We start from the raw sequence: 18,792 nt of genomic DNA on the forward strand, positions 1-18,792 counted from the left end.
ACGGAGCAGGAGTACGCGGACCGGCTTCGCGCCCTTGTCCGCATCGTTTCCGTCTCGACCCTGGGGCTTTGCTCCTTTGCCGTAGGCCTGCTGATCGGGGCATTTTTTCTGTTTTGAACAAGACCACGCCATGGCCCGGTGGGCCGTTGACGTGCACGCGCTACCGGGACAGTTGAGAGCGGGTGGAAGGCTCTTTGCGTCGAGCTATTGCTCAGGCTATGAGTATATGATCGAATGTTCGGATGGACCCGGGCCGGCCAGAACTGATCATCTTCGATTGTGACGGCGTGCTCGTCGACAGCGAGCTGCTCAGCTGTCGCTGTCTGTCCGAAGTGCTGGCGGAGTTCGGCTTTCACCTCGGTGTGGAGCAGGCGCTCGCACTCTTCCTTGGACGCAGCACGAAGGCGATCGATCATCACTACCGCGATCTGGGGCAGGTTCTGCCTGTCGAATTCCTTCCACGCCTCAAGGCGCGCGTGCTCGAGACGTTTGCCGGGGCACTCCAGCCGATCCGCGGCATCGGCACCGTGCTGTCCGAATTGAAGGTGCCGTGCTGTGTCGCCTCGTCGAGCGACCTCGACCGCGTCTCGCTGTCGCTTGATGTCACTGGCCTCGCGCCGCTCCTCGGCGACCGCATCTACACCGCACAAATGGTCAGGCACGGCAAGCCGGCGCCGGATCTCTTTCTCCACGCGGCGGAGAAGATGGGTGCGCAACCTGGACGCACGCTGGTGATCGAGGACAGCGTCAGCGGTGTGCAGGCGGGGAAAGCCGCCGGCATGACGGTCTGGGGATTTGTCGGCGGCAGCCATTATCGCGGGCGCGACGGGCAGGCTATATTGTCCGAAGCGGGAGCCGATCGGGTCTTCGCGCAGATGGCCAATTTCTGGAAGGACGCCTGACACCCTCATGGCCGCCGAGAACGAAAAATCGAGGCTTGACGATGCCGCGCGCGCCGGCTGGCTCTATTTCATTGCCGGCCACACCCAGGACGAGATCGCAAAGATGCTCCAGGTCTCGCGCGCCTCCGCTCAGCGGCTGGTCTCGCTGTGCCTCGCCGAGCGCCTCATCACGTTCCGGCTCGAGCATCCCATCGCGGCCTGCATGGAGCTGGCCGCGCGCCTGAAGGAGCGGTTCGACCTCAGCCATTGTGAGGTCGTGCCGGCCGATCCTGCGGCGCCGCAGGCCACCGCAGGCATTGCCGAGCGTTGCGCCAATTTGCTCGACGCGACGTTGCGTTCGGAGACGCCCGTGATCGTCGCGCTCGGTACGGGGCGGGCAGTGCGCGCCGCGGTTGAGCGCGTCACGCCGATCGACCGGCCAAATCATCAAATCGTCTCGCTGGTCGGCAACATCTCCGCCGACGGTTCGGCGAGCTTCTACGACACCGTCGGCCGGCTCGCCGACCGCACAGGTGCGCGGCATTATCCGATGCCCCTGCCGTTCCTGATGTCCTCCGAGGACGAACGCAACAAGATGGTGCGGATCGAGCCGATCGCGAAGGTCAAGGCGGTCGCGGCCAAGGCCGATCTGCGCCTCGTCGGCATCGGCCAGATGGACCAGAAGGCGCAGGTCCATGTCGACGGCTTCGTCACCCGCGACGAATTGTTCGAGATGATGCGGCAGGGCGCCATCGGCGAGATCACCGGCTGGGCCTATGATTCCAAGGGCCGCCTGCTCAAGGCCGGCACCAACAAGCGCCTCACCAGCATCCCGCCGGAAGTGCCGGTCAAGACGGCAACGATCGCCGCCGCGGTCGGCGCAGCGAAGGTGCAGGCGATTACGGCTGCGCTGAACGGGCGCCTGATCAACGGCCTGATCACGGACGAGGCCACCGCGCAGGCTATTCTGGAGCGGTAGGGGCTGGCGGTCTTCCCGCACACACCGCCGTCATCGCCCGCCTTGTGCGCATGCGCACTGGGGCGGGCGATCCAGTACGCCGCGGCCTCTCTTGAGGCAAACCAACTGATTGCACGGATTACTGGATGCCCCGCTTTCGCGGGGCATGACACCGACGTTTGGGGCACGACTTCCCGCACCGCAGCACTCATAAGTTGCGCGAACGCCTGCACGCCTGCTTGACAACCGTCCCGCCGACGTCGAACATACGCTCAACGCGTGGGCATATACTCAAAAGCGCGAATCCTAGGGAGGTCACCGTGAAACGATTCCTCGGCGCCATCTGCGGCGCGTCTGTCCTGCTGGCCGTCCCGGCTATGGCCGAAACGACCCTGACGATCGCCACCGTCAACAACGGCGACATGATCCGCATGCAGGGTCTGACCAGCGAATTCACCAAGAAGAACCCGGACATTTCAGTGAAATGGGTGACGCTGGAGGAGAACGTGCTGCGCCAGCGCGTCACCACCGACATCGCCACCAAGGGCGGTCAGTTCGACGTGCTGACCATCGGCACCTATGAGGTGCCGATCTGGGCCAAGAAGGGCTGGCTGGTGCCGCTCACCAATCTCGGCGCGGATTACGACGTCGCCGACCTGCTGCCCAAGATCAAGGACGCCGTCTCCGCCGACGGCAAGCTCTATGCCGCGCCGTTCTATGGCGAGAGCTCGATGGTGATGTACCGCACCGATCTGTTCGAGAAGGCCGGCCTGAAGATGCCGGAGAAGCCGACCTGGGATTTCGTCATCGACGCCGCCAAAAAGCTGACCGACAAGAGTGCCGGCACCTACGGCATCTGCCTGCGCGGCAAGGCCGGCTGGGGCGAGAACATGGCGTTTCTCTCCGCGATGGCAAACTCCTACGGCGCGCGCTGGTTCGACGAGAAGTGGGAGCCGCAATTCAACACGCCGGAATGGAAGGCGACGCTCACGACATATGTGAACCTCATGAAAGACGCTGGCCCTCCCGGCGCAAGCTCCAACGGCTTCAACGAGAACCTCGCCCTGTTCAACGCCGGCAAGTGCGGGATGTGGATCGATGCCACGGTGGCGGCATCCTTCGTCACCAATCCGAAGGATTCAAAGGTCGCCGACAAGGTCGGCTTTGCGCTGGCGCCCAACACCGGGCTCGGCAAGAACGCCAACTGGCTGTGGGCGTGGAATCTCGCGGTCCCCGCCGGCTCCAAGAAGACCGAGGCGGCCGAGAAGTTCATCGCCTGGGCGACGAGCAAGGACTACACCAAGCTCGTGGCCTCGAAGGAGGGCTGGGCCAATGTGCCTCCGGGCACCCGGACCTCGCTCTACCAGAACGACGAATACCTGAAGGTCGCGCCCTTCGCCAAGCTGACGCTGGCCTCGATCGACGCGGCCGATCCAAACAAACCGACGGTGAAGCCGGTGCCCTATGTCGGCGTGCAATATGCCGCGATTCCCGAATTCCAGGGCATCGGCACACAGGTCGGCCAGCAGTTCTCGGCCGCTCTTGCCGGGTCGATGACGGTCGATGCCGCGCTCACCGCGGCGCAATCGGTGACCGAGCGCGAGATGAAGCGCGCCGGCTACATCAAGTGAACCCGAGCTCTCCCTCCTGAGCTCAAACTTGCGGCCATCCACTTCTCCCTGAATGGATGGCCGCCTTCTTCCCGCAAGCGGAGAAGTGAGGAATGGCAACCCGGCAGACGCAGCTTCTCGCGCGGTCGCTTCTGACGCCTGCGGTCGGACTGCTCTTCATCTGGATGATCGTCCCGCTCGCACTGACGATCTATTTCTCGACCCTGCATTACAGCCTGCTCGATCCCGGCTCGGAATCGTTCGTGGGGCTTGAAAACTTCCGCTACTTCCTGACCGATCCCGCCTTTCTCGCCTCGCTCCAGAACACGCTGGTGCTGGTCGGCTCCGTACTGGCGCTGACGATCCTGCTCGGCATTCCGCTGGCGCTGCTGATGGACCAGCCGGTGATCGGGCGCAATTTCGTGCGGCTGATGGTGATCGCGCCGTTCTTCGTGATGCCGACGGTGAGCGCGCTGGTCTGGAAGAACCTGTTGATGCATCCGGTGTCCGGCCTGTTCGCCTGGCTCGCCTCGCTGTTCCATCTGACGCCGATCGACTGGTTCAACGACATGCCGCTGTTTGCGGTGATCCTGATCGTGACGTGGCAATGGCTGCCGTTCGCGACGCTGATCCTGCTGACCGCGTTGCAATCCCTCGACGAGGAGCAGAAGGAGGCCGCCGAGATGGACGGCGCCAGTGCGGTCTCGACCTTCATCTACATCACGCTTCCGCATCTGGCGCGCCCCATCACCGTGGTGATCCTGATCGAGACGATCTTCCTGCTCACCGTCTTTGCGGAAATTTACGTCACCACGGGCGGCGGGCCCGGACTGTCCACCACCAACATCGCCTTCCTGATCTATTCGCAGGCACTGATCCAGTACGATGTCGGCACCGCCTCGGCGGGCGGCCTGGTCGCTGTCGTGATCGCCAACATCGTCGCCTTCTTCCTTGTCCGCATCGTCGGCCGCAATCTGGAAGCCTGAATCATGGCGCGCAAGACAACGACGCAGCACGTGGTGATCTCGACGATCGGAGCATGGTTCTTCGGCTTCCTGATCTTCTTCCCGATCCTCTGGATGGTGCTGGCGAGCTTCAAGACCGAGCTCGAAGCCTTCGCGATCCCTCCGTCATTCCTGTTCTTTCACTGGACCACGGAAAACTACGCGACGGTGCAGGAACGCAGCGACTATTTCCACCACGCGCTGAACTCGATCATCATCGCCGGCGGCTCGACCTTGATTGCACTGCTGATCGCAATCCCCGCTGCGTGGTCGATGGCGTTCTCACCGACCAAGCGCACCAAGGACATCCTGCTCTGGATGCTTTCGACCAAGATGATGCCGCCGGTCGGCGTGCTGGTGCCGATCTACCTGATCTACAAGACCTTTGGCCTGCTCGATTCCCGCATCGGCCTCGTCTTCATCCTGTGCCTCGGCAATCTGCCGATCGTGATCTGGATGCTGTTCACCTACTTCAAGGAGATCCCGCGCGACATCCTTGAAGCCGCGCGCATGGACGGCGCCACCATCGGCCGCGAGCTCGTCTACGTGCTGACTCCCATGGCGATCCCGGGTCTGGCTTCGACCATGCTGCTCAATTTGATCCTCGCCTGGAACGAGGCGTTCTGGACGCTCAATCTGTCGACCGCGAACGCCGCGCCGCTCACGACGTTCATCGCCTCCTATTCGAGCCCGGAAGGGCTGTTCTGGGCAAAACTGTCGGCGGCCTCGACGCTGGCGATCGCGCCCATTCTCGTCCTCGGTTGGTTCAGCCAGAAGCAGCTCGTGCGCGGGCTCACCTTTGGCGCAGTGAAGTAGAGGGGCTGCCGGATCATGGGTCAGATCACACTTCAGGATGTACAGAAATCCTTCGGCCCCGTGCACATCATCAAGGGCGCCGATCTCGAGATTGCCGACGGCTCCTTCGTGGTGTTCGTCGGCCCCTCAGGCTGCGGCAAGACCACGCTGCTGCGGTTGATCGCAGGCCTCGAGGATGTCAGCGGCGGCAAGATCCTGATCGACGGCAAGAACGTGGTCGACACGCCGCCTGCCAAGCGCGGGCTCTCCATGGTGTTTCAGTCCTACGCGCTCTATCCGCATATGAGCGTGCGCGGCAATATCGGCTTCGGCCTGAAGATGGCGGGGCTCTCCAGGGACGAGACCAATCGCAAGGTCGAAGCGGCCGCTGCGACGCTCAACCTCACGCCGTATCTTGATCGCAAGCCGCGCGAGCTGTCCGGCGGCCAGCGTCAGCGCGTCGCGATCGGCCGCGCCATCGTCCGCGAGCCCAAGGCGTTCCTGTTCGACGAGCCGCTGTCGAATCTCGACGCGGCGCTGCGCGTGCAGATGCGGATCGAGGTGACGCGGCTTCAGAAGCAGCTCGGCACCACCGCGATCTACGTGACGCATGACCAGGTCGAGGCCATGACCATGGCCGACAAGATCGTCGTGCTCAACGGCGGCAAGATCGAGCAATACGGCTCGCCGCTGGAGCTCTACGAGCGGCCCGCTAATCTCTTCGTCGCCGGCTTCATCGGCTCGCCGAAAATGAACTTCGTGACCGGTGAACTCGCCCTGCAGCGGGGCGCGGCCACGATCGGTGTGCGGCCGGAGCATCTCAAGATCGAGCAGGGCGGCGGAAACGGCTGGCAGGGCACGATCGCGGTAGCCGAGCATCTGGGCAGCGATACTTTCCTTTATGTCGATGCCGGTCCGCTCGGCATGCTGACGGCACGCTACATCGGCGAGTTGAGCCTGCATGCCGGAGACCGTGTGTCGCTGGTGCCGGACCCCGCGCGCATCCACCGCTTCGACCAGAGCGGCAACGCACTTCGCGCCTAACAAGAAACGGAAGACCATCATGTACCTGGAAAAATTCAAGCTGAACGGCAAGACCGCGTTCATCACCGGCGGGGGACAGGGCATTGGCCTTGGTTGTGCCGAAGCGCTGGCCGAAGCCGGTGCAAGGGTCATCATCGGCGACCGCGACAGCAAGGTTGCCGATAGCGCAAAGACCGAGTTGAGAGCGAAAGGCTACGACATCGAAACCGCGATCATGGACGTCACCGACACGAAGCGCGTAGCGGAGGTTGCCAACGACCTCGTCGCCCGTTACGGCAAGGTCGACATCCTCGTCAACAATGCCGGCATCGCGCGCAGCGAGACCCCGGCCGAGACCGTGACCGACGAGCACTGGCTCAACGTCATTGACGTCAATCTCAACGGCACCTTCTGGTGCTGCCGCGAGTTTGGCAAGCACATGCTGAAGGCCAAGAGCGGCGCCATCGTCAATGTCGGCTCGATGTCCGGCTTCATCGTCAACAAGCCGCAAGAGCAGTGTTTCTACAACGCGTCCAAGGCGGGTGTGCACCATCTGACCAAATCGCTCGCCGCTGAATGGGGCGCGCGCGGCATCCGCGTCAATGCGGTGGCGCCGACCTATATCGAGACGCCGCTCAATGCCTTCGTGAAGAGCAATGCCGAGATGTACGACGCCTGGATCGGTGGAACTCCGATGGCGCGGATGGGGCAGGTGGAAGAGATCGCCTCCGTCGTGCTGTTCCTGTCCTCTGAGGCTGCGAGCCTGATGACCGGCAGCATCGTGCTGGTGGATGGCGGCTACACTTGCTGGTAGGCTTGCGTCAAAACTGACGAGAGCTTCCGGGAGCGACAATGCCGCGAGCGTATATCGGCGTCGATGTAGGGACCACGAGCACGCGGGCGGGGGTGTTTGACGAGGCGGGCATGTTGCTCGCGACCGCCAAGCATCCGATCCGGATCTGGCACGAGGCCGGCGACATCGTCGAGCAGTCGTCCCAGGACATATGGGACGCCTGTGTCAAATCCGTGCGGAGCGCGATGACGGAGGCTGCCATCGCGCCCGATAGCGTCGGCGGCATCGGTTTCGACGCCACATGTTCCCTGGTCGTCCTCGACAAGCAAGGTGAGCCGGTCACCGTCAGCAGCTGTGGCGACAAGCAGCGCAATGTGATCGTTTGGATGGATCACCGTGCTACAGCCGAGGCGCGGCTGATCAACGAGACCAACGATCCCGTGCTGCGCTATGTCGGCGGCTCGATCTCGCCCGAGATGGAGATGCCGAAACTCTTGTGGTTGAAGCGGCACATGCGTGCGAGCTTCGATGCTGCCGGTCATTTTTTCGATCTGGCAGATTATCTGACCTGGCGCGCGACCGGCTCGCTCCAGCGCTCGACCTGCACCGTTACCTGCAAATGGAACTATCTCGCGCATGACCGCGGTGGCTGGAGTGCGCCGTTCTTCCAGCGCATCGGCCTGTCCGACTTTGTCAGCGAGAACTACGCCCGCATCGGCACTGACATCGTCGCGCCCGGGACACGGCTCGGCGAAGGCCTATCCCGAGCTGCTGCGGCCGATCTCGGCCTCTCGCCCGGCACGCCAGTCGGCGCGTCACTGATCGATGCGCATGCCGGTGGCATCGGTGCAATCGGCGGCCGCGACGGCCCGGGCGGTGCAACCGATGTCAGCGACCGTCTCGCCTACATCATGGGAACGTCGGCCTGCATCATGGCGACAACGAAGGAGCCGTGCTTCGTGCCGGGCGTGTGGGGTCCTTATTACTCCGGCATGGTGCCGGATTTCTGGCTCAACGAGGGCGGGCAGTCCGCCGCCGGCGCGGCGATCGATCATCTCCTCAAGTCGCATCCGGGGCACGCCGAGGCGAACGCGGCGGCACGCAATGAGGGCGTCGATCTCATTGAATTCCTCGAGCGCCGCATCATTGCGCGCGCCGGGGACGCCAGCCGCGCCGCGCTGCTCGCCCGCGACGTGCATGTGCTTCCCGAATTCATCGGCAACCGTTCGCCCTACGCCGATCCCGACACCCGCGCGGTGATCGCGGGCCTCGATCTCGATACCGACGTTGACTCGATGGAGCGCCTGTTCGTCGCCGGTCTCTGCGGTCTCGCCTACGGGCTCGCCGAGGTGATCGCAGCCTTTGCCGCGCATGGCGTTCATTCCAGCATCATGATCATGGGCGGCGGCGCCAGCCGCAGCCCGCTGGTGCGGCAGATCATGGCCGACACCACCGGCCTCACGGTCGCGCTGCCGCAGACGAAGGAGCCGGTGCTGCTGGGCGCTGCGATGCTGGGCGCGGTTGCCGGCGGCGCCTATGCTTCGATCGGCGAAACCATGGCAAAGATGTCGGCGCTGGGACGCAAGAGCGAGCCGACCGCGCCGGATATGGCCGCGTTTCATTCCCGCAAGCGAGACGTGTACAAGCTGCTGCGCGAGGTCGATCGCGGCAGCCGGGCCGCGATGCGCGATGTTCCCGAGGACTGAAACCGATGCTGATTTCCTGCGGCGATGCGCTGATCGATTTCGTGCCGACGCGAAACGCCGACGGGCGCGAGGCGGTGATGCCCGCGGTCGGCGGCTCCTGTCTCAACGTCGCGATCGGCATGGCGCGGTTGGGTGCTCCGACCGGCTTTGTCGGCGGCATCTCGACCGACCTGTTCGGGCGCATGATCGCGGATCACGCCGCGGCGTCGAACGTCGCGCTTGATCTGGCTACCCGTAGCGATCACCAGACCACGCTCGCCTTCGTCCGCATTGTGGCGGGCGAGTCGCATTACGCATTCTACGATGCGCAGACCGCCACGCGGAGCTGGACTTACCGGCGCGGGACAATTCCCTTCGACAAGGTCGAGGCTGTTCACGTCGGCTCGACGACGCTGGTCAGCGATCAAGGCGCGGCCGAGACGACAGCGCTGGTCGCGGATGCGCAGGCGTCGTCGACGATCTCCTTCGATCCGAACTGCCGGCCCAATCTGGTCAAGGACAAGCCGGCTTATCTTGCGCGCATGGCCGAGTTCGCCCGCCGTGCCGATCTCATCAAGATGTCTGACGTCGACTTCGGCTATCTCTTCGGCGATGAGCCTTGGCAGCAGCGCGCAAGCGCACTTCTGAGACAGGGCACGAGCCTCGTCGTTATCACCCGCGGCAACAACGGCGCCACCGCATGGCACGTGGGAGCCGGGCAAATCGAAGTACAGGCGCCAAGGATCGAGGTCGCCGACACCATCGGTGCCGGCGACAGTTTCCAGGCGGCGCTGCTATTCGCCCTGCACAAGCAGGGGCGGCTCGCGCGCGAGGCGCTCAAGGAGATCGGCACAGACGAGCTCCGCCGCGCGCTGTCCTTTGCCGCCAAATGTGCCGGCCTGACCTGCACCCGTCCGGGCGCCGATCCGCCCTGGAGCCACGAGGTGACCTGGAGCTTGTAGCGCTCACAGCTTCGCGACGGCCCTCTCGGCACATTTGAGGAAGGTTCCGATCAGCGGACTTCGGGAGTCCCGCCGCCAGCAGACGGCGATGTCGATGGAATCGGTGGCGTCGCGCAGCGGTCTGAACACGATGCCGCGTGGCGCGCCGAGCTTCGCGCAGGCCGGCAGAATGGCGAGGCCTTCGCCCGCCAGAACGAGGCTCATCGCCGAATGCGCCGTCTCCACCCGGCTCGCGATCGGCATCACCACTTGCTGCCGGCGCAGCATGGCCGCGACCGCGGAGGAGGCGGGGTCTCGCTCCGGGGGCGGCAGCGCGATCAGGGGGCGGCCGTGGAGGCGCGCTATCGGCACCGCGCTCATGCGCGCGAGAGGCGAGCGGTTCGGCATCGCCAGCATGAATGGTTGCGCGCCGATCCGGGCCACCTGGATCTCGGGATGGTTGATCGCCGGCATGCACAGCGCGACCGTGACGCTGCGGTCGAGCAGCCGGGCCTCGCGCGTCGATGCGCTGAGCTCGGCGAAGTCGAGGTCGATGCCGGCAATCGCGCGGCGCAACTCGGGAATGAGCCGCGGCAGCATCGCATTCGCCAGCACGAACATGTAGCCGACCGACAGCCGCCCGCGGCGACCGGATGCGACCGCGCGCGCGGCTTCGGCGCCGTCGGCCGCCAGCGCCAGCGCTTCGCCGGCGCGCGCCAGCAGCGCCTGGCCGGCTTCGGTCAGGTCCATGCCGCGGGTGCCGCGGTGGAACAGCGGCGCGCCGATCTCGGCCTCGAGCTTGCGTATCTGGACCGAGAGCGGCGGCTGGGCCATCCGCAATCGCTCGGCGGCCTTGCCGAGGCTGCGCGCCTCGGCGACGGCAACGAAATAGCGGAGCCGGCGAAGATCCATTGGCATACCGAGAACGTATGGGTTGACCATCAAAATGGTATTGGACGGCGAGTTAACAAAACTGTCATTCTCGCTGTCAATGTCTTTGGGCCAACGGCGGCCCGCTTCGGAGCGTAATGTGACGATGAACGGCGATCCCTGTCTCTTGTCCGCGACCGAGCTGCGCAGCCTCGTCGCCGCAAGGAAGATTTCTCCCGTCGAGATCGTCAGCGCCGTGCTCGCCCGTGCCGAGGCGCGCCAAGGCGAATTGAACTGCTTCATCACCCTGTGCGGCGACGAGGCGATGGCGGAGGCCCGCGCCGCCGAGCGCAAGGTCATGGCCGGCGAGCCGCTCGGCCTGCTGCACGGCATCCCCGTCACCGTCAAGGACATCGTCAACACGAAGGGTGTCAAGACCACCTTCGGCGCCGTTCCCTACAAGGACAACGTCCCGAATGAGGATGCCGTGGCAGTCGCGCGGCTGCGCAGTGAAGGCGCAATCCTGATCGGCAAGACCACGACGCCGGAATTCGGCAGCAAGTGCCTGACCGACTCGCCGCTGTTCGGCCGCACCCGCAATGCGTGGAGCGCGGAGCGTTCCTCCGGCGGCTCCAGCGGCGGGGCGGCCGTCGCGGTTGCCAGCGGGATTGCGCCGCTTGCCATCGCGACCGACGGCGGCGGCTCGACCCGGATCCCCGCCACCTGCAATGGCGTGGTGGGCTTGAAGCAGAGCAACGGCGTGGTTCCGCACAGCCAGGCGCTGGATGTGTTCGGCAACCAGACCTACGTCACGCCGATGACGCGCACCGTCGCCGACACCGCGCTGATGATGCAGGCGATGGCCGGCGAGGACCCTGTCGATCCCTGGTCGATCGGCGTTCCCGTGGCCGATTTCATCGACGCGGCCGTACCGCGCGGCGATCTGCGCGGACAGCGGATCCTGTACTGCCTGACGCCGCCGGGCCGCCCCGTGTCCGCCGAAGTCGCCGCCAGCTTCGGGTCGAGCCTCGACCTTCTGGCCGGGCTCGGCGCCGAGCTCGAGGAATTCTCCGGCGAGGGTTTTGACATCGAGCCGATCTGGCGCGCTATCAACCACACGGTCTGGCGCACGCGCTTTGCCAAGCTCGCGGCCGAACACGGCGACGAGCTGAGCGAGGCCTTCCTCAAGCAGCTTGCGCTTGCGACCGAGGTCAGCGGCATCGATTATCAGGAGGCAATGTTCGCGCGCACCGCGCTGTTCCGTCGTGTGCAATCCCTGCTTGCGCGCGGCCATTTCCTGGCGATGCCGACCCTCACGCGCACCGCGCTGCCGATCGAGCAGGATCTGTTCGGCACCATCGAGATCGACGGCCGGCATTTCGACAGCGTCCGGCCGCACTGGTTCCCCTGGACCATGCCGTTCAACATGACCGGGCATCCGGCGGTCAGCCTGCCATCCGGCTTCGGCCGCGACGGCCTGCCGATCGGGCTTCAGCTCGTCGGCCGCTTCCGTCAAGACGCAGAATTGTTGCGCGTGAGCGCGCTGTTCGAGGCCTCGAGCGACCTCCTGTCCCGCTGGCCGGAATGACGACAATGGGTGTGCAGCAAAGCCCTTGCCTCCGGCGTCCGGACATGGTGATCGTGCCGCGGATGTGCCCCGAACCTGAACGCGCATGAGCGTATTTGTCCTCCGACGTCTGCTGACCTTGCTGGCGACCCTGGTCGGCGCATCCGTGATCATTTTCCTGGTGCTGGACGCGCTGCCGGGCAATGCCGCGCAGATGCTGATGGGCGCCGACGCCTCGACCGACGCGGTGCGCGCGCTCACCGTCAAGCTCGGGCTCGACCAGCCGCTGGCGGTTCGCTATCTGCAATGGATCAAGGGCCTGCTCGTCGGCGATCTCGGCAACTCCTATGTCTACGGCACGCCGGTCGCCGCCCTGATCGCGGAGCGGCTGGTGCTGACCATTCCGCTCGCGATCATGGCCATGACGATCACGGTGACGCTGGCGCTGTCGGCAGGGATTTACACCGCCGCCAATCACAACAAGATCGGCGATGTCGGCGTGATGTCGCTGACGCAAGTGGGCATCGCGTTGCCGAACTTCTGGTTCGCCATCCTGCTGGTGCTCTTGTTCTCGGTCAGGCTGCAATGGCTCTCCGCCGGCGGGTTCGCCGGGTGGGAGGATGGCGTCTGGCTCGGCATCAAGTCGCTGCTGCTGCCCGCGATCTCGCTCGCGGTGGTGCAGGCCGCGATCCTCGCCCGGGTCACGCGCTCGGCCGTGCTGGAAGTGTTGCGCGAGGATTTCGTCCGCACCGCGCGTGCAAAAGGGCTCGGCAAGCGCGAGGTGCTGTGGAGCCACGTGCTGCGCAACGCCATGATCCCCGTGATGACGGTGATGGGGCTGCAATTCGCCAATCTGCTCGCCGGCACCATCGTGATCGAGAACGTGTTCTACCTGCCGGGCCTCGGCCGCCTCATCTTCCAGTCAATTGCCAATCGAGATCTGATCGTGGTGCGCAATTGCGTGATGCTGCTCGCAGCGATGGTCGTCATCGTCAATTTCGTGGTCGACGTGCTCTATGCCTTCATCGATCCCCGTATCAAGGTCCACGATTTGTGAGCGCGCCCCTGACCACTTCGGTTGAGGCACCGGTTGTTACGCGCCGTCTGCCCGCCAAAACCTTCTGGGGCCGCGCGCTCCGGCATCGCAGTTTTGTGCTGGGCGGCTTGCTCAGCATCATCGTGCTCGCCTCTGCGCTGCTGTCGCTGGTGTGGACGCCCTGGTCGCCCTACGAGATCGACATCGCCTCGAAACTCCGCCCGCCCTCAACCGCGCATTGGCTCGGCACCGATTCCTTCGGCCGCGATATCGTCTCGCTGTTGCTGGCGGGCGCGCGTTCCACGATCGCGGTCGGCATCATCGCCGTGAGCATCGGTCTCACCTTCGGCGTCTGCCTCGGCCTGATCGCGTCGGCGAAGCGCGGCTGGACCGAAGAGATCATCATGCGCTTCTCCGATTTCACCTTTGCTTTTCCGGCGGTGCTGTCCGCGATCATGCTCGCCGCCGTCGTGGGGCCGGGCATGGTGACCTCGATCGTCGCGATCGGCATTTTCCAGATCCCGACACTGACGCGGCTGACGCGCGGCTCGGCCAACGCGATCTGGGCGCGCGAATTCGTGCTGGCGGCGCGCGCCTCGGGCAAGGGCAAATTTCGCATCACCATCGAGCACGTGCTGCCCAACATCCTGTCGATCCTGATCGTGCAGGTCACGATCCAGTTCGCGCTCGCGATTCTCGCCGAAGCAGCGCTCTCCTATCTCGGCCTCGGCACGCAGCCGCCGCAGCCGTCGTGGGGCCGGATGCTGAACGATGCGCAGACGCTGCTGTTCCAGTCACCGATGCTCGCGGTCTATCCGGGCGCGGCGATCGCGATTGCCGTGCTCGGCCTCAATCTGCTCGGCGATGGACTGCGCGATCTGTTCGATCCCAGACTGGCGCGGGAGCGATGAGGATGGGCGAGCGTTCCAGCATGCCGCTGATCGAGGTCGAAAATCTCGGCGTGCGCCTCAACACCAGCCGCGGACCCGCACAGGCCGTGCGCGGCGTCAGCTTTGCGCTGAAACGCGGCGAGACGCTCGGGCTCGTCGGTGAATCCGGCTGCGGCAAGTCAGTCACCGCGTTGTCGCTGATGGGGCTGCTGCCGGACAGCGCGCTCATCACCGGCAGTATCAAGCTGGACGGCAGCGAGCTCGCGGGGCTCGCGGATGCAGATTATTGTCGCCTGCGCGGCAACCGCATCAGCATGATCTTCCAGGAGCCGATGACCGCGCTCAACCCGATGCACACGATCGGCAACCAGGTTGCCGAGCCGCTGCGGCGTCACAAGAAATACTCCGCTGCACAGGCGCGGCGCGAGGCGATCGCCTTGCTCGACCGCGTCGGATTGCCTGATCCGGCAAAACGCATCGATGCCTATCCGCACCAGTTCTCCGGCGGCCAGCGCCAGCGCGTCACCATCGCGATGGCGCTCGCCTGCGAGCCGGACCTTCTGATCGCGGACGAGCCGACCACCGCGCTCGACGTCACCATCCAGGGCCAGATCCTCGATCTCATTGCCGACCTCGTCGAGGAGCGCGGCATGTCGATGATCCTGATCTCGCACGATCTCGGCGTCATCGCCGAGAACGTGCAGCGCATGTTGGTGATGTATGGCGGCACCGTCGTCGAGAGCGGGCCGACCGATGATGTCTTCCGCCGCATGGGGCATCCCTACACGCAGGGCCTGTTTCGCGCCCGCCCGAAGCTCGGCGCGCGCAAGGGCACGCGGCTGACGACGATTGCGGGCACGGTCCCCGAGCTTGCGGACCTGCCGGCCGGCTGCACGTTCGGCGACCGCTGCCCGCTGGTCGAAGACAAATGTCGCGCTGCGCTGCCGCCGATGGTCGATGTCGGTCCCGGTCACGGTGTTCGCTGCGTGCGCGCCGATGTCTCCATGGCCGCGCATGTCGGAGCGCTGTCCGCATGAGCACCGCGCCGCTTCTCGACGTCAGGGATCTCGAGCAGCGCTACACGCTGCCGCGCGAAAGCCTGTTTCGTCCGCCGGGCCAGGTGCGCGCGCTCAACGGCGTCAGCGTGCAGGTCAACGCCGGCAAGAGCCTCGGCATCGTCGGTGAGTCCGGATCGGGCAAATCCACCTTTGCGCGGGTGGTGATGGCACTGGAGCGGCCGACCTCGGGGCAGGTCGCGTTACTCGGGCGCGACCTCAACCAAATCTCCGCCGACGAACTGCGCCGCGCGCGGCGCGATTTCCAGATTGTGTTCCAGGACCCTTACGGATCGCTCGATCCGCGCCAGACCATCGCGCGCATCGTCGCCGAGCCGCTCACCGTGCTGGAAGACGCCGACCGCACCACCTTTCGCGCCCGGGTCGCCGCGGTGCTCAAGCAGGTCGGCTTGCGCGAAGCGGACATGGATAAATATCCGCACGAGTTCTCCGGCGGCCAGCGCCAGCGCATCGCGATCGCGCGCGCGCTGATCACGCAGCCGAAACTGATCGTCGCGGACGAGCCGGTCTCGGCGCTCGACGTCTCCGTGCAGGCGCAGGTGCTGAACCTGATGCAGGACCTCCAGGAGCAATTCGGTCTCAGCTACATCCTGATCAGCCACGACCTCGCCGTCGTCGACTATCTCTGCGACGAGGTCGCGGTGATGTATCTCGGCCGGATCGTCGAGCAGGGCCGGCCGGAGGATCTGTTCGAGCACTGCGCCCATCCCTATACGCGGGCTCTGCTGGATGCCGTGCCGCGGGCGCGCGCCGGCGGGGGCCGGCGGCGGCGCGGGGCCCAGGCGATCGCCTCGCAATCGGTGACTGCAACGGGGTGTCCCTATGTCGCGCGCTGCCCGCTCGCCGACCAGCATTGCCGCGACGCCTTGCCTGAGCTACGCAAGGTGGGCGAGGGCCATCTCGCCGCCTGTCACAAGGCGGAAGCGGTGATGGCGTTGCCGCAGGCGGCCATGGAAGGTTAGTGTCCGCAACCGAATTGGCTTAGGCTGGGAAGCAGAGAAGGCCGGGGAGTTACGCATGTTCAGAAAACTATCGATCGTCGCATTTGCCGCTGCGCTTGCCGCCGCACCGTTGCCGGTGCTGGCACAGAGCAAGAAGGACAGCGTCGTTATGGCGATGGCGCTGGAGCCGCCGGGGCTCGATCCCACCATCGCGGCTGCTGCTGCGATCGCGGAAGTCACGCTCTACAACATCTACGAGACGCTGACCAAGATCAACGAGGACGGTTCGGTCTCGCCGCTGCTCGCCGAGAGCTGGACGGCATCGCCCGACCTCAAGACCTATACGTTCAAGCTGCGCAAGGGCGTCAAATTCCAGAACGGCGAGGCGTTCGATTCGGCGGCGGTGAAGTTCTCGTTCGAGCGCAACGCGATTCCGACCAGCACCAACAAGGACAAGAGCCTGTTCCAGGCTTTCGAGAAGGTCGACGCGCCCGATGCCGACACCGTCGTGATCTCGGTGAAGTATTCCGAGCCGAATTTGCCGTTCCTGCTGGGACAGGCGAGCGGCTCGATCGTCGAGCCGAAGAGCGCTGCCACCAACGGCACGCAGCCGATCGGCACCGGGCCCTATCAGCTCGGTGCCTGGGCCAAGGGCTCCTCGATCACGCTGAACAAATGGGCCGACTATCGCAACGCTGCCGCGATCAAGCTGTCGAAGGTCACGATCCGCTTCATCTCCGATCCCGCCGCGCAGACCGCAGCACTGCTCTCGGGTGACGTCGATGCGTTCCCGCGCGTTGCGGCGGCACGGGCCATCGGACAGTTCAAGGCCGATCCGCGCTTCAACGTGATGATCGGCGGCTCCCGCGCCAAGACCATCGTCGCGATCAACCACCGCAAGAAGCCGCTGGACGACGTCCGTGTCCGCCGTGCCATCCTCGCCGCGATCGACCGCAAGGCGATGATCGACGGCGCGGCTGACGGCTTCGGCACACCGATCGGCAGCTTCTACGTGCCGGGCGCGCTCGGCTATGTCGACACCACAGGCGTCAATCCGTTTGATCCCGAGAAGGCGAAGAAGCTCCTGGCGGAAGCCGGCGTCACCACGCCGCTCGAGCTGTCGCTCAAGCTGCCGCCGCCGTCCTATGCGCGGCAGGGCGGCGAGATCGTCGCGGCGCAGCTCGCCAAGGTCGGCATCATCGCCAAGATCGAGAACGTCGAATGGGCGCAATGGCTGTCGCAGGTGTTCGCCGGCAACGGTCCGCACAATTTCGATCTCACCATCGTCAGCCATGTCGAGCCGTTCGATCTCGTCAAGATCACCGAGCCGGACTACTACCTCGGCTACAACAACGAGACCTTCAACGCGCTCTACAAGCAGATCGTGTCGACGCCGGACGAAGCTCCCCGCGCAAAGCTGCTCGGCGATGCCCAGCGCATGCTCGCCACCGACGCCGTCTCCGCCTACATGTATCAGCCGCAGCTGATCACCATCACAGCGAAGAAGCTGAAGGGCGTCTGGAAGGACGTGCCGCAATACGAGAACGATTTTTCGACGTGGTCCTGGGAGTAGGGACCGTTTGATCGCGTTGAGCCTGCCGCTTCAACAATGGCCTTTCTCCCTCAGAGAGAGGCCATTTTTTGTGGGTCCAAAAATAAAATCTGAAAACAACCCCATGCACAGTAGACGGGGTTAGTCATTTCAACGGCTTGCGTGGGCGGCTCTTTGGCTTGCGCAGGTCCACGGCGCCATTGACCCGTCGGGCAAAACACTGGCATGATGTCATCGTCGGTAAATCCGAAATCGACAATGGGTGGCCTTCCGATCCCGGTGAAGGACACATCGCGCCTTCACGACTGACGCCGAGATAATTCAGAAAACGGCGGAACACCGATGACTGGGAGGTGTTGGTTCCGCGGCGACAGAATCTTCGTGAGCAGCGGGACAGTCACCATCGCGGCCGAGGCGGCGTAACGCCCGCCTGGTCGCGATCTGGTCCCTCCTTTCATGGCGAAGGAACGGGTTGGCCGCGGGGCCTGGCGATCTGCGATTCCGTGTACAATCATCGCGTTCGGATACCAGCACGTGGAGGCCACCATTCGCGCTGGGCAAGCACGCGAAAGTCGGTCGAGAATAATCTCGCTAGTTGGTGAGAAGGCTGTTACACAGCCGGCATCACCGCGCGCTTGATGGCTGTTATCGGTGACTGAGAGCATCGCGCTCCCGCCTTGGCCCGAGAGGAAGGCGGTTAGATGTCAGATCCTGTCAAATTCGACATTCGTGGGTGGCTCGTACCACCGCTATTGGCGCCGTTCTTCGTTCTACTGCTGATCGCGATCGTGGCCGTCCTATAGAGGTAGGTCCGCTCGATGACGATACGCCGAAATGCAGGCTGGGCGCTCGAAGCCGAGACCCAAGCCCAGACCGGAGTTGGCTATGGCAAACACTGTCATCATCAGGGATGCGTACGGGGTTCCCGCAATTTTTGTTGGTTCGAAAACCGGCCGGGACGATGCGCCCTTTGTTTTCGTGAGGGTCGGAGATGAGGAGCGCCGGATGCGTTGGTCCGAGTGGGATGCTCTGCCGGCCTGGACCGGTGAGCGTCCGTCTTGGGCCACCAAAGGAAAATAGCGATGGGATCTTTCAGCAAGAAGATGGCTGACCAGGCACATGTTTCTCCAATTCAGAGGTCAAATGACGAAAGAGGATACCAAAGGTCGA

The 18,792-nt window shown here is 64.6% G+C and carries 16 protein-coding genes; 15 read left to right on the forward strand and 1 reads right to left on the reverse strand.

Annotated elements, in window-relative coordinates; all coding sequences use genetic code 11:
- Positions 1-242: 242 nt before the first annotated feature.
- The 9 genes from AB7532_RS12265 (at position 243) to AB7532_RS12305 (ending at position 9,711) form a co-directional block, all read left to right on the forward strand.
- Positions 243-902, forward strand: coding sequence for an HAD family hydrolase (locus AB7532_RS12265; RefSeq protein ID WP_441235041.1), 660 nt, complete (start codon positions 243-245; stop codon positions 900-902).
- A 7-nt stretch (positions 903-909) separates the two neighbouring features.
- Positions 910-1,860, forward strand: a complete 951-nt coding sequence (locus tag AB7532_RS12270) for a sugar-binding transcriptional regulator (RefSeq protein WP_441235042.1) — start codon at positions 910-912, stop codon at positions 1,858-1,860.
- Between the two features lie 299 nt (positions 1,861-2,159).
- The gene (locus tag AB7532_RS12275; protein WP_441235043.1) at positions 2,160-3,470 is read left to right on the forward strand and encodes an ABC transporter substrate-binding protein; all 1,311 of its coding nucleotides are present in this window, start codon (positions 2,160-2,162) and stop codon (positions 3,468-3,470) included.
- Positions 3,471-3,562: 92 nt separating this feature from the next.
- Positions 3,563-4,435: a carbohydrate ABC transporter permease gene (locus AB7532_RS12280; RefSeq protein ID WP_441235044.1), complete on the forward strand. Its 873-nt coding sequence runs from the start codon at positions 3,563-3,565 to the stop codon at positions 4,433-4,435.
- Positions 4,436-4,438: 3 nt separating this feature from the next.
- Positions 4,439-5,269, forward strand: coding sequence for a carbohydrate ABC transporter permease (locus AB7532_RS12285; protein WP_441235045.1), 831 nt, complete (start codon positions 4,439-4,441; stop codon positions 5,267-5,269).
- Between the two features lie 15 nt (positions 5,270-5,284).
- The gene (locus AB7532_RS12290) at positions 5,285-6,292 is read left to right on the forward strand and encodes an ABC transporter ATP-binding protein (protein ID WP_441235046.1); all 1,008 of its coding nucleotides are present in this window, start codon (positions 5,285-5,287) and stop codon (positions 6,290-6,292) included.
- A gap of 19 nt (positions 6,293-6,311) precedes the next feature.
- Positions 6,312-7,085, forward strand: coding sequence for an SDR family NAD(P)-dependent oxidoreductase (locus tag AB7532_RS12295; protein WP_441235047.1), 774 nt, complete (start codon positions 6,312-6,314; stop codon positions 7,083-7,085).
- Positions 7,086-7,123: 38 nt separating this feature from the next.
- Positions 7,124-8,770, forward strand: a complete 1,647-nt coding sequence (locus AB7532_RS12300; protein WP_441235048.1) for an FGGY-family carbohydrate kinase — start codon at positions 7,124-7,126, stop codon at positions 8,768-8,770.
- A 5-nt stretch (positions 8,771-8,775) separates the two neighbouring features.
- Entirely contained in the window at positions 8,776-9,711 is a 936-nt protein-coding gene (locus AB7532_RS12305; RefSeq protein WP_441235049.1) for a carbohydrate kinase family protein, read from the forward strand.
- A 3-nt stretch (positions 9,712-9,714) separates the two neighbouring features.
- On the opposite strand, the gene AB7532_RS12310 is transcribed toward AB7532_RS12305, so the two are convergent.
- A complete protein-coding gene (locus AB7532_RS12310) occupies positions 9,715-10,602 on the reverse strand; it encodes a LysR family transcriptional regulator (protein ID WP_441235050.1) in 888 nt (295 codons plus the stop codon).
- 124 nt (positions 10,603-10,726) lie between these two features.
- On the opposite strand from AB7532_RS12310, the gene AB7532_RS12315 reads away from it, so the two are divergent.
- From AB7532_RS12315 to AB7532_RS12340, 6 genes are all read left to right on the forward strand, one after another.
- Positions 10,727-12,148: an amidase gene (locus AB7532_RS12315; protein WP_441239255.1), complete on the forward strand. Its 1,422-nt coding sequence runs from the start codon at positions 10,727-10,729 to the stop codon at positions 12,146-12,148.
- Between the two features lie 85 nt (positions 12,149-12,233).
- On the forward strand, positions 12,234-13,184 hold the full coding sequence (locus tag AB7532_RS12320; protein WP_441235051.1) for an ABC transporter permease: 951 nt from the start codon (positions 12,234-12,236) through the stop codon (positions 13,182-13,184).
- Positions 13,181-14,074, forward strand: coding sequence for an ABC transporter permease (locus AB7532_RS12325; RefSeq protein WP_441235052.1), 894 nt, complete (start codon positions 13,181-13,183; stop codon positions 14,072-14,074). Before AB7532_RS12320 ends, AB7532_RS12325 begins: the two co-directional genes overlap by 4 nt.
- A gap of 2 nt (positions 14,075-14,076) precedes the next feature.
- Positions 14,077-15,090: an ABC transporter ATP-binding protein gene (locus tag AB7532_RS12330; RefSeq protein ID WP_441235053.1), complete on the forward strand. Its 1,014-nt coding sequence runs from the start codon at positions 14,077-14,079 to the stop codon at positions 15,088-15,090.
- Positions 15,087-16,091 carry an ABC transporter ATP-binding protein gene (locus AB7532_RS12335; RefSeq protein WP_441235054.1) on the forward strand — a complete coding sequence of 335 codons (1,005 nt, stop codon included), beginning with the start codon at positions 15,087-15,089 and terminating at the stop codon, positions 16,089-16,091. Before AB7532_RS12330 ends, AB7532_RS12335 begins: the two co-directional genes overlap by 4 nt.
- A 55-nt stretch (positions 16,092-16,146) precedes the next feature.
- On the forward strand, positions 16,147-17,643 hold the full coding sequence (locus tag AB7532_RS12340) for an ABC transporter substrate-binding protein (RefSeq protein WP_441235055.1): 1,497 nt from the start codon (positions 16,147-16,149) through the stop codon (positions 17,641-17,643).
- Positions 17,644-18,792 lie beyond the last annotated feature (1,149 nt).

It is taken from the genome of Bradyrhizobium sp. 930_D9_N1_4 (genome assembly GCF_052076015.1).
Classification (GTDB): Bacteria; Pseudomonadota; Alphaproteobacteria; order Rhizobiales; family Xanthobacteraceae; genus Bradyrhizobium.

Coding starts and splice junctions, on each gene's coding strand:
- AB7532_RS12265 (WP_441235041.1), top strand. CDS start 243: ATGGACCCGGGCCGGCCAGAACTGATCATCTTCGATTGTGACGGCGTG.
- AB7532_RS12270 (WP_441235042.1), top strand. CDS start 910: ATGGCCGCCGAGAACGAAAAATCGAGGCTTGACGATGCCGCGCGCGCC.
- AB7532_RS12280 (WP_441235044.1), top strand. CDS start 3,563: ATGGCAACCCGGCAGACGCAGCTTCTCGCGCGGTCGCTTCTGACGCCT.
- AB7532_RS12285 (WP_441235045.1), top strand. CDS start 4,439: ATGGCGCGCAAGACAACGACGCAGCACGTGGTGATCTCGACGATCGGA.
- AB7532_RS12290 (WP_441235046.1), top strand. CDS start 5,285: ATGGGTCAGATCACACTTCAGGATGTACAGAAATCCTTCGGCCCCGTG.
- AB7532_RS12295 (WP_441235047.1), top strand. CDS start 6,312: ATGTACCTGGAAAAATTCAAGCTGAACGGCAAGACCGCGTTCATCACC.
- AB7532_RS12300 (WP_441235048.1), top strand. CDS start 7,124: ATGCCGCGAGCGTATATCGGCGTCGATGTAGGGACCACGAGCACGCGG.
- AB7532_RS12305 (WP_441235049.1), top strand. CDS start 8,776: ATGCTGATTTCCTGCGGCGATGCGCTGATCGATTTCGTGCCGACGCGA.
- AB7532_RS12310 (WP_441235050.1), bottom strand. CDS start 10,602: ATGGATCTTCGCCGGCTCCGCTATTTCGTTGCCGTCGCCGAGGCGCGC.
- AB7532_RS12315 (WP_441239255.1), top strand. CDS start 10,727: ATGAACGGCGATCCCTGTCTCTTGTCCGCGACCGAGCTGCGCAGCCTC.
- AB7532_RS12320 (WP_441235051.1), top strand. CDS start 12,234: ATGAGCGTATTTGTCCTCCGACGTCTGCTGACCTTGCTGGCGACCCTG.
- AB7532_RS12330 (WP_441235053.1), top strand. CDS start 14,077: ATGGGCGAGCGTTCCAGCATGCCGCTGATCGAGGTCGAAAATCTCGGC.
- AB7532_RS12335 (WP_441235054.1), top strand. CDS start 15,087: ATGAGCACCGCGCCGCTTCTCGACGTCAGGGATCTCGAGCAGCGCTAC.
- AB7532_RS12340 (WP_441235055.1), top strand. CDS start 16,147: ATGTTCAGAAAACTATCGATCGTCGCATTTGCCGCTGCGCTTGCCGCC.